The 12,400-nt window shown below is 62.6% G+C and carries 12 protein-coding genes and 4 pseudogenes; 4 read left to right on the plus strand and 12 right to left on the minus strand.

Annotated features, from left to right (window positions below; genetic code table 11):
- Positions 1-152: 152 nt before the first annotated feature.
- From BGO16_RS13700 to BGO16_RS13755, 12 genes and pseudogenes are all read right to left on the minus strand, one after another.
- A complete protein-coding gene (locus tag BGO16_RS13700) occupies positions 153-1,811 on the minus strand; it encodes a recombinase family protein (protein WP_292619276.1) in 1,659 nt (552 codons plus the stop codon).
- A complete protein-coding gene (locus tag BGO16_RS13705) occupies positions 1,808-2,206 on the minus strand; it encodes a helix-turn-helix domain-containing protein (RefSeq protein ID WP_292619277.1) in 399 nt (132 codons plus the stop codon). The genes BGO16_RS13700 and BGO16_RS13705 overlap by 4 nt, the downstream gene beginning before the upstream one ends.
- On the minus strand, positions 2,203-2,556 hold the full coding sequence (locus BGO16_RS13710; protein ID WP_292619278.1) for a DUF6516 family protein: 354 nt from the start codon (positions 2,554-2,556) through the stop codon (positions 2,203-2,205). Before BGO16_RS13710 ends, BGO16_RS13705 begins: the two co-directional genes overlap by 4 nt.
- Positions 2,553-2,843, minus strand: coding sequence for a hypothetical protein (locus tag BGO16_RS13715; protein WP_292619279.1), 291 nt, complete (start codon positions 2,841-2,843; stop codon positions 2,553-2,555). The genes BGO16_RS13710 and BGO16_RS13715 overlap by 4 nt, the downstream gene beginning before the upstream one ends.
- A gap of 144 nt (positions 2,844-2,987) precedes the next feature.
- Positions 2,988-3,209 carry a DUF2274 domain-containing protein gene (locus BGO16_RS13720; protein ID WP_292619280.1) on the minus strand — a complete coding sequence of 74 codons (222 nt, stop codon included), beginning with the start codon at positions 3,207-3,209 and terminating at the stop codon, positions 2,988-2,990.
- Between the two features lie 2 nt (positions 3,210-3,211).
- Positions 3,212-4,369: a TrbI/VirB10 family protein gene (locus tag BGO16_RS13725; protein ID WP_292619281.1), complete on the minus strand. Its 1,158-nt coding sequence runs from the start codon at positions 4,367-4,369 to the stop codon at positions 3,212-3,214.
- Positions 4,366-5,358 carry a P-type conjugative transfer protein TrbG gene (trbG, locus tag BGO16_RS13730; protein ID WP_292619282.1) on the minus strand — a complete coding sequence of 331 codons (993 nt, stop codon included), beginning with the start codon at positions 5,356-5,358 and terminating at the stop codon, positions 4,366-4,368. Before trbG ends, BGO16_RS13725 begins: the two co-directional genes overlap by 4 nt.
- A pseudogene (trbF, locus tag BGO16_RS13735) lies at positions 5,355-5,633 on the minus strand (conjugal transfer protein TrbF); the annotation flags it as partial. The pseudogene trbF and the gene trbG, both read right to left, overlap by 4 nt.
- Before the next feature lie 56 nt (positions 5,634-5,689).
- Positions 5,690-6,379: pseudogene (gene trbJ, locus BGO16_RS13740) on the minus strand (P-type conjugative transfer protein TrbJ); the annotation flags it as partial.
- Positions 6,352-6,582, minus strand: a pseudogene (locus tag BGO16_RS13745) (hypothetical protein); the annotation flags it as partial. The pseudogenes trbJ and BGO16_RS13745, both read right to left, overlap by 28 nt.
- Before the next feature lie 86 nt (positions 6,583-6,668).
- Positions 6,669-6,854: a hypothetical protein gene (locus BGO16_RS13750; protein WP_292619283.1), complete on the minus strand. Its 186-nt coding sequence runs from the start codon at positions 6,852-6,854 to the stop codon at positions 6,669-6,671.
- A gap of 12 nt (positions 6,855-6,866) precedes the next feature.
- Positions 6,867-7,028: a hypothetical protein gene (locus tag BGO16_RS13755; protein WP_292619284.1), complete on the minus strand. Its 162-nt coding sequence runs from the start codon at positions 7,026-7,028 to the stop codon at positions 6,867-6,869.
- Positions 7,029-7,403: 375 nt separating this feature from the next.
- Here BGO16_RS13755 and BGO16_RS13760 point away from each other — a divergent pair.
- The 4 genes and pseudogenes from BGO16_RS13760 to BGO16_RS13775 form a co-directional block, all read left to right on the plus strand.
- A pseudogene (locus BGO16_RS13760) lies at positions 7,404-7,705 on the plus strand (hypothetical protein); the annotation flags it as partial.
- Positions 7,706-7,851: 146 nt separating this feature from the next.
- Positions 7,852-8,355, plus strand: coding sequence for a sigma-70 family RNA polymerase sigma factor (locus BGO16_RS13765; RefSeq protein WP_292619285.1), 504 nt, complete (start codon positions 7,852-7,854; stop codon positions 8,353-8,355).
- 180 nt (positions 8,356-8,535) lie between these two features.
- Positions 8,536-9,492 carry a FecR family protein gene (locus BGO16_RS13770; RefSeq protein WP_292619286.1) on the plus strand — a complete coding sequence of 319 codons (957 nt, stop codon included), beginning with the start codon at positions 8,536-8,538 and terminating at the stop codon, positions 9,490-9,492.
- Positions 9,493-9,618: 126 nt separating this feature from the next.
- Positions 9,619-12,108, plus strand: a complete 2,490-nt coding sequence (locus BGO16_RS13775; protein ID WP_292619287.1) for a TonB-dependent siderophore receptor — start codon at positions 9,619-9,621, stop codon at positions 12,106-12,108.
- Positions 12,109-12,400: the final 292 nt, after the last annotated feature.

Genomic DNA, 12,400 nt, shown 5'->3' on the forward strand with positions numbered 1-12,400 from the left:
GCGCCAAGGAAGCGTCGGGAACGAGGAGCGACAAAGAGCAACTCGCTGGTCTGATCTGCCTGGCGGGATTCGTATTTATTTTCAGCGTTTTACATGGGACAGCGTGATTGTGCTGCCCCGTGTCGCTGACCATATCCCTCCGAAGGCAAAGGTCACACGTTCGAATCGTGTCGGGTGCGCCATTTCAGTACAGAACTGCGAACGCCGAACGCCGCCGATTCTACGCTCGAAGCGGCTACCAAGGCGCGAAGCAGCTCCGATTTCGATCCCATGATGTGAACTTCGTCGTCCGCCACCTCGACGCGCTGCGCGAACGCCCGTAGGTGATCCCGCCGATAGCCGCCGCTTTCAAGGCGCAGGCCCTCGCGGGCGGTGCGGGAGAAATCGTCGATCATGTCGAGGCTGATGGACTCGCTACCGGCGCTATCAAGCGTCGTTTGGGTCCGTTCGGCGTCGGCCATGGCCTGATCCCGAATTGCCTTGAGACCGGCGATGCGGTCCTTGAGCACCGTATCGTCCTTATCGACCATGCCGCCTTCGATCGCGTCATAGAGGCGGCCAAGGCGCTGGTCGGTCTCAGTGATTCGCTTGTGGAGTTCGGCAAGGTGCTGGCGGCGGCGCTCGGCTCGGTCCTCACGGCGGTCGAGCAGATTGGCGAGGATCGTTTTCAGCCGCTTGGGCTGGAGCAAGCGTTCCTCCATATGGCTCGCCACGAGGTCGTCGAGCTTGTCCATCGGGATCGTGCGGCCCTTGCAGCCGGTCTTGCCTTGCCGGGCCTTGGTCGAGCAGGTGTAATAGCGATACAAGGCTCCTGTGCTTCCCTTGCCGGTGCGGAGCGTCATCGCGCCGCCGCACTTGGCGCAGAAGCAGATGCCGGTCAGCAGCGTCGGGCCGCTGGTGACACGGGCCGGCGTCACCATGGGCTGACGGGCTTTCAGCCTCGCTTGCACGGCGTCGAAGGTTTCGCGGTCGATCAGCGGCGGCACGGCCATGATGGCGACTTCGCTCTCGTCCTTCTTCACGCGGTCCTTGTGCGAGCGCGTGTTGAACCTGTGTTCGCCGATATAGGTCGTGCGGGTCAGGATGGTGTGGATTTGCGCCAGCCCCCAGCGGCCGCCGTCGCGCGTGAAGAAGCGACGTTCGTTGAGGTAGTTGGCGATGGCCTTGACGCCCATGGGGCCGGTCGCGTCGTCGCCTTCAAGGAACAGCCGATAGATCATCCGCACGGTGTCGGCGTGCAACGGATCGATCTCCAGCTTCTTCTTGGTCTTCGATCCGCGCTGCTCGGCCGCGACGATGCGATAGCCGACCGGCGGCAGCGCTCTGTTCCAGAAGCCTTGCCGGGCGTTTTCCTTCATGGCGCGCAGGACGTGCTTGGCGTTCTCCTTGGACTGATACTCATCGAACAGCGCCATGATCTGCCGCATCATGACGTGCATGGGGTCGCCCCCCATTTCCTGCGTGATCGAAACCAGCTTGACGCCGTTCTTGGCGAGCTTGCGAACGTAGAACTCCAGCTCGAAGTGATCGCGGAAGAAGCGCGTGAAGCTGTGAACCACGACAACATCGAACGGCGCAGGCTTGGTCGTGCCCGCCTCGATCATGCGCTGGAATTCGGGGCGCTTGTCATTGGTGGCGGATGCCCCGGCCTCCACGAAAGTTTCGACAAGCTGATAGCCCCGCGAGGCGCAATAGGTTTCGCCCTGCTTGCGCTGGTCGGGGATCGACACGTCATGTTCTGCCTGCCGGATGGTGGAGACGCGCAGGTAAAGCGCCGCGCGCTGGACAACATCGAGATTGTGCATGTTCATCGCCGACCTCCCGCAGCCTTTCGGGGCGCTTTGCCTCCAGTCAGTGGCAGCACCAGTTCCACACGGTCATGTGCGACCTTCGGGACGAGTTTCAGGCCATGCCCCTTTTCCATGCGCACGAGTCCGTAGCCGGCCATGGTCTTGAGCGTGCGTGACAGGTTGGATTTGGCGCGGCCGGTGATCTGCGACAGTTCCTCCAGCGACCCCGGAGCCTGCTCGGCGATGACGCGCAGCAATTCGCGGTTGCCGGCCGACAGCACCTTGGCAAAGGATTCGGTGGAGGTGAACCAGACCTTGGGATCGCTGGCAGCAGGCTTTTCCTCGCCGCGCGCGATCCGCATGGTGCGGGCTTTCATTTCATCGTAGTCGGCAACGCCGACCTTCAGCGTCTTCATAACACGCCTCGCTCTTTCAACACCGCGTCCACCGCCTGCCAGAAGTCGGCCAGCAACATGGCCGCATCCTCGTAGGCGTAGGGCTTCACGGTCTGGTGGCGGTGCCGGTGGTCTAGCGGCTCACCGCGCTTGCCTCGGCCGACCGGATGGGCGTTGTCGAAGCCGACCAGCCGTTCGCCCGAAGGCCCGTGAAGCGTGAGCGAGTAATCGAGGCCGTGAGGCTTTTCCGGCGATGCCGGAACGCGGGTGACAACGAACTTCACCCAATGGCTGCCTTCGGGATCGACAACGAGCACCTGGCCGTCGAGGTCAAGGAGCGTGTCGAGGCTCGGGTCGCGATCCTCGCTCATGACTTATCGTTATCAGATCGCGATAACGATTTCAAGTCTTTTCCCTCAGCGCCGGCGAGCCCGAACAGCCGGTCGAGCACCTTGCCGAAATAGCGCTCGAAGACGTCTATCTCGGCCTCCGTGACCGGGACATCCTCGGGCCAGTCGTCGGTGACATGGAAGGTGCGAGGCGATGGATCGCCGTTCGGTCCACGAATGCTTGACGGGGGATCGTCAACGTAGTCGTAGAGATCGTCGGGCAAAGACCTTCGCCCATCTTCATTGTGGGGGTCGTCTTCTGCGGACATGGAATCCTCCGTGGTTCGCTGACGGGTCCGGGCCGGGAAGGCCCGGACATGGCGAACGATGGAGGGCAATCGGCGGCGTGTAGCGTGCCGCATTCGCGTTCACACGTTTGCGGCACCCCTCGCTGCCAGGGTGCCGCCAGCGGATCAACTCGCCGCGCGCCGCGCCTTGGCGAACGCGCGATCCGTGGCGATGAACCGCTCCAGCATCGGCACGATCAGCTTCACCGGATCGGAAGCGGGCTGGCCCGTCTCGCGGGCCAGCACTTCGGCATAGGCGACAAGATCGCGATGGAGCGACGCAGGTAGCTCCGTCGTGATCTTCACGGGCTTGTCGTTGGCGATGGGACCGAGCTTCAGCTTGGCCATGGTCAACCCCGGTAGGGTTCAAGCACAAGATCGCGCGTGACGACGATCCTGACGGGGAAGCCCGGTCGGATGGTCAGCGTCGGCGGGACATTGAGCTGGCGGCGGATGATCTGCTGGCCCGCATCGTTGATGGTGTCCTGGCCGCCCTTGCGGATGGCGCGCAACAGGCGGTCGTCGTCATCGACGGCCAACTCCGCGCCGACAGAAAGCAGCGTCGAGAGGCCGGCGGCCTTGGCGAGATCCCACCAGTGATAATCAATGCCGTCCTCAAGACCGGCATAGCCTTGCGTGTCCGTGCTCGGCTGGCGTTCGAGAACGATGGAGCGGCCGTTGGGGAGGATCAGCCTGTTCCAGACGAGCAACACGCGGCGCTGCCCGAACTGCACGTTGTTGTCATACTGCCCGATGATGCGCGTGCCCTGCGGCACGAGCAGGATACGGCCGGTCGGGCTGTCGTAGATGTTCTCGGTCACTTGCGCCGTGATCTGGCCCGGCAGATCGGAACGAATGCCGGTAATCAGCGCGGCCGATATGACGGCTCCCGCCTGAAGGACATAAGGCGATGCCGGCGGCATGACGCGATCCGACGACGTGGTACGGCGATCGACGGCGGCGTTGAGGACAGCAAGCTGCTTGTGCGCCGTCGGCTGACCGGATTGTCCATTGAGGCCCGCGAGGTCGAGGCCGGTGAGGTTCGGCAACGTCGTGTTTCCCGGCGTGCCGGCTGGGCTCGCTGCGCGAGTCTCCGTCTGGAAGAACACGCGGCTGACGCGCGCGGCTTCTTCCTCGGCGAGCCGGCGTTCCTCAGCGCGATCGACGGTCGGCGGCGCAACCGTGGGCGGCACGACAGGCTGGCCACGGTTCTGCGCGTTGACAATAGGCCGACCGAGATCGCCCGGCAGCGCCGGGCCGAGAACCGGGCCGGTATAGTCGCGCGGCAGGCCGGCGAGTCCATCGGCGGTCTGCCGGTAGTCGGTGGAATAGAGTTCTTCGCCACTCTTGCCGGCGTTGCGGGTTTGAAGCGCATAGATCAGCGACCCGCCGATTCCGACCAGGGCGACAGCGCCGATGCCGGCGAGCACCTTGCGCGACAGTCGCGTGACGCGCGGCGGTTCGGCGCGAAGCCGCATCGGCCGGGCGTTGTTCTCGGTATCGGTCATGACGATGGCCTCCCGTCCGTGCGGACAATCCTGACGGTCTGTTGCTGCTTGCCGCTGCCAAGGCGCAGTTCGGCCGCGCCGAACAGGCGGTCGACGATCAGGATGTTGTGGTAGATGCGGCTGTTGACGATCTGCGCTTCGCCGTCTGCGCCGAGCACGAAGATCGGCGGCATCTCGCCCTGCACGATGCCGCACGGAAATTCGACATAGACACGGCGGCCGTCGTCATAAACGGCGATCGGTTTCCACGGCGGCGTGTCGCCGGTGAGCCCATAGCGGTAGTTGCGCGCGGTCGCGGCTGGTATGACCGGCGTTGCGGGAACGCTGGCGCGCTGTCCGGCCGGTGGTCGCGGATAGGCCCAGGCCACCGCTGGCATATAGGGCTTCTCGCCCGAACGCAGCTCGATCATGTAAACGCGCCGGTCGGTGGTGACGATAAGATTGGTGGTGATGTCGGGCCGCGTCGGTTTGACGAGGATGTGGACGCGACGGGTGACGCCCGATCCGCTCTCGGTGTCGCCGATCACCCACCTTGCCGTGTCGCCGGCCGCGATCGGTCCCGCGCCGGTCAGGCTCTCGCCTGCCTCCAGTGCGATGTCGGTGATCTGGCCGGGCGCGGCATAGACCTGATAGAGCGCGCCATCGCTCCACGGATAAATCTGGATGGCGTTGTAGTAGCCTTCGCGGCGCGGCTGCACGCGGGCGGCGGCATTGGCATTCTCGACGCGGCCGATGGGCGTGCCGGCCGCCGTGCCGCCTTTCGCGGGCGACCAGGCCGGCGGGATATGCAGCGGCCTCAGTCGATCGTCGGTGACGGACGCGGGCACGGCCGGCAGCGGCGGCACATCGGCATCGTAGCTGATCTGAGGCGGCTTGTAGGTGGCGCAGCCTGCCAGCATCGTTGCCGAGAGCAGGACAGCCGCGATTGCGGATTTACGGAGAGACGTAGTCTCGCAACCGGAATTATTCTGAGGCAGAAGTCCGCTCATTGGCTCATCTCTCGCGACCAATTGATGGCGTTGACGTAGATGCCCAGCGGATTGGCCTTCAGCCGTTCGGCATCGCGCGGCGGCTGAATCGTAATCGTGAGGATCGCGGTCCATCGTTCGGTGGTGGAAAGCTGGCCGTTCTCGTAGTGACGTTCGGTCCAGGCGACGCGGAAGGAATCCGCCGACGCGCGGATGACGCTGGAGACTTCAACGGCGATCTGCTGCTTGCCGACCTTGGTGAAGGGATCATTGGCGCGGGCGTAGTCGTTGAGCGCCAGCACCTTGCCATCCATGACATTGCTTCCCTTTGGCCCTCAGTTGCCGAACATGCGGGCGTTGCGAGGAAGCGGCGGCGCTGCTCGCGGCCCTGTTCGGCCGCGGCCGCACGCTCGGCCAGTGTCAGCGCATCGGCGCGGCCGTTGACTGATACGAGCGCCACCAGGTCGGAGAGCTGCTGCGATTGCAGAGCGAGCAACTGGTTGCCGGCCTGCGTGGCTTGCAGCGCGCCGGTCGCGCCCTGGCTCTGGCTGACGAGGTTCGACATTTGCGTGCGATTCGTGTCGATGTTGCCGACGAAACCGGCTTGCACGCGCATCGCGTCCTGCAAGCTGCCGACCGTGTTCTGCCAGCGTGAGCGCGCGTCGGCGACAAGCTGTCGATCTGTCGCCGACATGGAGATGTTGCCGTATTTCTGGCTGAACATCTGATCGATCTTCTGAACGTCGAAGGCGATGTTCTGCGCCTGATTCAAAAGCTGCTGCGTCTTCTGAACCGACTGCTGAAGCTGCTGGAGCGAGGAGAACGGCAGGCTTGCCAGATTGCGGGCCTGATTGATGAGCATCTGCGCTTCGTTTTGCAGGCTAGTGATCTGATGAGTGATCTGCTCCAGTGAACGCGCGGCGGTTAGCACGTTCTGCGCGTAGTTCGACGGATCGAACACGATGAGGGCGTGCGCCGGCGTCACCAGCATCGGAGACAATGCGACGGGTGCGGCGAAGCGAGCGAGGTCAGCGCCCTCCAAAGATGCTCCTTCACCTCGGGCGTGATCGCGATGCCTTCACGCAGGAGTATCGCGACGATCCAGTCGGCGGCCCAGGCGCGTTCATAGGTGTCGTGGATGCGGGCGAGTGGCTGGAGCGAAACGGAGAACTCGTCCCCTTCGGTCAGCCCGCCGCCGAGATCATGCCAGTCGCCGCCCATCGCAAGTGACGCGGCGCGGATCGCTCGCTGTTGATAGGGGCGCTTGTGCCCGGCGATCGCGGTGTTGATCTTAGTCTCGGAGAGTTTGGCACGACCGGTGCGACGCTGGATCAATAGCTCCAACTCGTGGCGCTTGTAGAAGCCGCCAATATGGCGCGGCGGATAACCGCGACCTCAACCGTCTTGCCGGCGAAGAACGCCGCCGCCGTCGGAGACACACCGGCCTGACGCTCCGCCTCCACCGCCGCTTCGTGCACGGTGGGAAATTCAGCGGCGAGGAAGGCAAAATTGGACATTCAATTGTCCGTTCAGAGCTGGTTGGAAAAGGCGCGGTGTTGAATAGTGGAGAAGACATCTAAACCCAGTGTCGAAAACTGCTCAAACTGCGACCTGATTTGTCTGAGCACACGTGTCGCTTTGACAATGGTGGCGCTGCCGCCCAGAATGTCGATGCCGGCGCCGTTGAACAAGATTGCCTTGCCATTGGTAGAAAATACGCCCCCGTTTGCGCGCCCTTGCGGCCTCCTCGAAGGCACAGATCGGTTCATGACGCCCAGGCAGCCAGTCAAATCGGTTGAGAGTGATTCCCCCGCGGTTTTTTATTGTTAATCGCATCGCTGAGCGGGCTCATCACTGGAATCAATGATGCGCTGGCAACTTTTTCGTACGTTCCTGCCTTGCGCCTGAACGACGGAATGGGCGTGAATCAGATCATGCAGCCAAACGGGAATCGACGCAGCTCGCGCGCGGCCTACGGCATCGATCGTGCCTGGATTGAGTTGGCTCAGCCGATGATCGAACGCCTGTGCTCAGACCCTGACGATCTCGGTTTCCACTGCCGGAAGACAGAACTGTCGCGCCGCTACGTCGACGCCATCAGGTAATTTAAGACCGGTCACGCCTACATGACTCAGGCGACGCCGGATCTGCTCACTGCGCTGAACGGCACCATGATACATTCGGCGCCATGCTTCAGGTGAATCTCACGGTGCTCGCCACCGCGCATGCAGTTTCCGAACGAATCGTTCGCGGCGTCAGTGCCGAGGTGCAGCGCCGCGCCACGCCGCAGACCTACACGGCAAGCGGACATCGCAGCGCACCCTCGCGTCAGCACATGAGCCCGATCGCTGTCAGCCGCTCGCTCTAAACACGTTTCATATATCTGGCTGCGACCATGATCCCGCGAGCTTAGAACCAATCCAGACAGACGATATTGCAAGGAAATTACCCATTCGGTAAAGCCGGACTTGGATTGCGTGAGCACCGTGCGATCGAGGGAATAAGGCTCGACCCGTGTCGTTTGATATCCAAGATCTTTTCCGCCGACACAGCAAGGAGCTGACCCGCTTCCTGCGCCGGCGTGTGCCGTCTGCGGAGGCGGCTGCGGATCTGACCCAGGAGGCATTTCTCGCGCTCTGGTCGGCGCGCTCCCGTACACCCATCGCCAATGGTCATGCCTATCTGTTTCGCACGGCGACCAACCTGGCGATCAACTACAATCGCCGTCAACGTATCCTGTCTTTTGTCGATGATCCAGAGACGGCGCTTGCGACGCTGACGGACGACACGCCATCGGCCGAGCAGGTCGTGTTGTCCCGGCAGGAACTGAAGATCGTTTATGCGACGCTGAACGAATTTCCGCCTGCCCATCGCGCGGTTTTCATTCTGTCACGCATCGACGGCCGGACTTTCGATGAAATCGGCCGGATGCTCGACATCCAGCCCAGGACGGCATTCGGCCATATGGTGCGCATTCTCGCCCGGATGAAATTGCGCCTCGATGAAACGCGGCGGTAAAACAATTGGGTTCTGATGGAACGCCCTGTTCCATGGCGGCATGAAGAGGTTCAAGGGCTGCTGGTTCCGTCTAAAGCATTCTCCGATATCACCTCAGAAATCCACCTCTCTCGATTGTCAATGTAATAGGACGAACAGGCGCAGACTCGGCTGTCCGCGCCGTCCGGGAGGTTTGCTTGCATGAAACATGCGGCCGATAGTCAGGTGAGCGACGATCCCGACCACGTCCGGATTGTCGAGGAGGCGGCGGTCTGGTTCGCCACGATGCATGGCGGCAAGGCTTCCGGCAGGGAGAAGAACGCATTGAAGGCGTGGCTCGCGGCCGATCCGCGTCACGCCGAAGCCTATGCGGATATCAACAGGCTGTGGACGGGCGCGATCGGGCTTCCTGGCATGAAGGATCGCCACCTCGCCGCGCGGAAAACGCTGACGCGCCGCAGGCTCGGCAAGGCCGTCATTGTGGGAGCCGTTGGCCTCGGAGCCTGGCGATATTTGGCGAGTTACCCTTTCGCCGACTACCGGACTGCGACAGGAGAACGTCGCACCGTGACGCTCGCCGACGGATCAACCATCGATCTCGCGGCTGAAACAAAAATTTCGCTGGCCTTCACGCGCGAGCGACGCGGCCTTACGTTGCACGAAGGCGAGGCGTTCTTCGCGGTCGCAAAAGACGCGGGACGGCCCTTCGTCGTCGACGCGGGCGAGGGGCGCACGACCGCGCTCGGCACGGCGTTCGGCGTCGATTATCGGGACGAGAGCGTGACCGTCGCCGTGACGGAGAGCGCCGTCGACGTCGCGCTCGGCAGCCAATCCGCCAAGGTCTCCGCCGGCTCGCTGGTTACCTACGACAGCAGGCATATCGGAGCGCCGCGACAATCGGAAACCGGCACCGAATTCGCGTGGCGGGAGGGTCGGCTGGTCTTCACGCAAGCGCCTCTCGGACAAGCCGTGCAAGCGCTCAACCGCTGGTGCTCCGGGCGCATCATCGTCATGAGCAGCGCGCTCGCGCAGCGGCCGATCACGCTCATTGTCAACCTCAACCGCACGGAGACAATCGTGGCGCAACTCGCCGAGGCGTTACCGATCCGGATTGTTGCCGCCACGCCATATCTGACCCTGTTGTTTCCGGCCGGCTGAATTTTTTTTGCGTCACGTCGCAAAATTCCAGAGCCTCGATTGTCTGACTCTATAACCGCGCTCCAGCATCTCTGCCGGAGCCCGTGTATGGGGGCTTAAGGTATGAGAAGCGGGTCAGGAAAAGGGTTGGCCGCGGAAGCGCGGGCCGGCGTCTCGAACAGGTGTGCGGCTTTTCTGCTTCTATCGACGGCCCTGACGGCAGGTATCATTGACGTTGCGAACGCTCAGGCGCCGGCACCGAACGCGCCCGTCGCGGCTCCGGCAGCGCGTGGTGAAAGTTATAACTTCTCTATTCCACCCCAGCCGCTCGCCGGTGCCGTCTCCGCCTTTTCCCGTGTCACCGGCATTGATGTTGTCGGTGACGGCGGCATTGGGCGCGCCGTCCGATCGCCCGGCGTATCCGGCAATCTCTCCTCCCATCAGGCACTGACCCGCCTGTTGGCGGGAACGGGCCTCAGCTATCGCTTTACAAATGCCTCAACCGTTGCAATCCAGCGGCCGAATGCGGACGGCAGTATCGGCGCGGCTCCCGCCGGCGCGATCGCGCTCGATACGATTGATGTGCAGGGGGCGGCATCGAGCGATCCCGGCAGGACCGAAGGGATCAACTCCTATACGCCGCGCGTGACAGCGACGGCGACGAAGTTCCAACTCACTCCGCGCGAGACTCCACAGACCGTCACCGTGGTGACAAACCAGCAGATGCGGGATTTCAACATGACCTCCGTTGACGACGCGCTGAAGACGGTCAGCGGTGTGTTCGTACAAGAACGGGGCGAGAATGGTGCATATTACTACAGCCGTGGGTTCGACATGCAATCCCAGTTCGATGGCGTGCCCAACCCGATCGGGATCAGCACCAACGGCCGCAACCCGCAGATCGACAACGCCTTCATCGACCGGGTGGAAGTGCTCCAGGGCGCGGCCGGCCTGCTGGCGGGCGCGGGTGAACCGGGCGGCACCATCAATCTGATGCGTAAGCGGCCCACCGCCACCTTCCAGGCGCAGGCCGATGCGCAACTGTCATCCTGGAGCGGACGCCGCGTCGTGGGCGACGTCTCCGGCTCGCTCACCGGGGCGGGCCGCGTTCGCGGGCGTTTGGTGGCCCTGGTCGATAACAGAAAGTTCTTCGTGGACTACGTGTTTCGCGACCGCCGGGCGGTCTATGGCATTGTCGAGGCCGACCTGACGGACACCACCATGTTGGAAGCCAGCGTGCAGTATCAACAGGACGTCGGACGCGACCAAATCGGCCCGCCGTTCGCGGCCGACGGCAGCGAATGGGGCGTCCGCCGCTCCGCCTTCTTTTCCGATGGAAATAAGTACGACACCAAAGACTTGATGATGACTACGGTGGGCGTAACTCAGCAATTGGCGGGCGACTGGCAGCTCAAGGCCAGGGTCATCCACAGCGAGAACAATAATGACACATTTCGTTACGCTTACGCCTCCGGCGAGCTTGATCCAACAACGGGCGATGGCCTGAGGCTCAACCGACAGAATAACATAACAGGTGGCTCAGACTCCAACGCGGTAGACGTGTATGCATCCGGGCCGTTTCACCTGTTCGGCCGCAAGCACGAGGCGGCATTCGGCGTGAACGGGTCTTCCTTTCGCTGGGCTTACCGGGGCTCGGGCTATTCTCAACGGATACCCTTCAATGTTTACACCTTCGATCCCGGATCATTGGGCGACGTGCCCGAGGGCACGCCTTACTTCGGCGATACGAAAGTCACCCAGCTCGGCGCCTATGGCATGACCCGCTTCAGCCTCACCGATGCGCTCAAGCTCATCACGGGGGCGCGCGTCAGCAACTACAAGGATGAGAACCTCTTGACGAGACTCACCAGCACCGAGAAGACCGGCGTCGTCAGCCCCTATGCCGGTCTGACCTACGACCTCACGCAGCAGGTGTCGGTCTATGCCAGCTACTCCGACATCTTCAGGCCGCAAACCCAAAGGCAAGCCGACGGCAGCACGGTCGCGCCGGTGGTCGGCGCCAACTACGAGGTGGGCGTCAAGGGCGAACTGCTGGACAAGCGCCTGAACGTGTCGGCCGCGGTGTTCCGTCTGGACCAGACCAATCTGGCGCGGCAGGATTATTCCGTCCTTCCCGACCCGAGCAACGCCTGCGGCGGCGTCTGCTACATCGCTGCCGACAAGGTGGTGAGCCAGGGCGTCGACCTGGGTCTCAGCGGAGAACTGTCGCCCGGCTGGCAAATGATGGCGGGCTATACCTTCGTTGACAGCAAGTACGCGAGCGGCGAAATGAATGGCCTGCGCTACGGCACTTGGTTGCCGCGTCACAATATGCGCCTGACCACCGCCTACAAGGTGCCCGGCACGGACTGGACGCTGGGCGGCAACCTGTCGGCGCGCAGCCAGCTCTATCTCGACGATGTGAGCTGGTTTACGGGTGAGACCGCAAGAATCCGCAGCGGCGCGCTGTTGCTGGTGGGACTGATGGCGAAGTACCAGATCAACCCGAACGCCGAACTGGTGATGACGGTGAGCAACCTGTTCGACAAAACTTATCGCGCGCAACTGGAGACCAAGTACTATTCTCCCTTCGGTGAGCCGCGCCGGATGTCGATCGCCCTGAGATATCGATTCTGACCGGATCGATCCTGATCCGGACATTGGCTTGGTGTTGTCCGCTGAGGTAATAGTAGGGACCAATACGCTGGCTGCGGCCGCGCCTGGTGTCCCGAATCCGAAGTTCACATCACTATCCAGCGTCTTTATAGCGAGCTTCGGATTCGAAACGACATAGAAGATCTTTGATTCTAGATGTTTGATCCCAGGTTTTGATGGGGCATCCTTGTCCTCCGAATCAAAGGATGCGCTATGGGCCAGGTTCACCATGGGAGCGCCACGACGACAGCGGCGGTCCGTCGAGCGATACAAC

Origin of the sequence: Nitrobacter sp. 62-23 (genome assembly GCF_001897285.1) — a bacterium.
GTDB lineage: Bacteria > Pseudomonadota > Alphaproteobacteria > Rhizobiales > Xanthobacteraceae > Nitrobacter.

Coding starts and splice junctions, on each gene's coding strand:
- BGO16_RS13700 (WP_292619276.1), bottom strand. CDS start 1,811: ATGAACATGCACAATCTCGATGTTGTCCAGCGCGCGGCGCTTTACCTG.
- BGO16_RS13705 (WP_292619277.1), bottom strand. CDS start 2,206: ATGAAGACGCTGAAGGTCGGCGTTGCCGACTACGATGAAATGAAAGCC.
- BGO16_RS13710 (WP_292619278.1), bottom strand. CDS start 2,556: ATGAGCGAGGATCGCGACCCGAGCCTCGACACGCTCCTTGACCTCGAC.
- BGO16_RS13715 (WP_292619279.1), bottom strand. CDS start 2,843: ATGTCCGCAGAAGACGACCCCCACAATGAAGATGGGCGAAGGTCTTTG.
- BGO16_RS13720 (WP_292619280.1), bottom strand. CDS start 3,209: ATGGCCAAGCTGAAGCTCGGTCCCATCGCCAACGACAAGCCCGTGAAG.
- BGO16_RS13725 (WP_292619281.1), bottom strand. CDS start 4,369: ATGACCGATACCGAGAACAACGCCCGGCCGATGCGGCTTCGCGCCGAA.
- trbG (WP_292619282.1), bottom strand. CDS start 5,358: ATGAGCGGACTTCTGCCTCAGAATAATTCCGGTTGCGAGACTACGTCT.
- BGO16_RS13750 (WP_292619283.1), bottom strand. CDS start 6,854: ATGTCCAATTTTGCCTTCCTCGCCGCTGAATTTCCCACCGTGCACGAA.
- BGO16_RS13770 (WP_292619286.1), top strand. CDS start 8,536: ATGAAACATGCGGCCGATAGTCAGGTGAGCGACGATCCCGACCACGTC.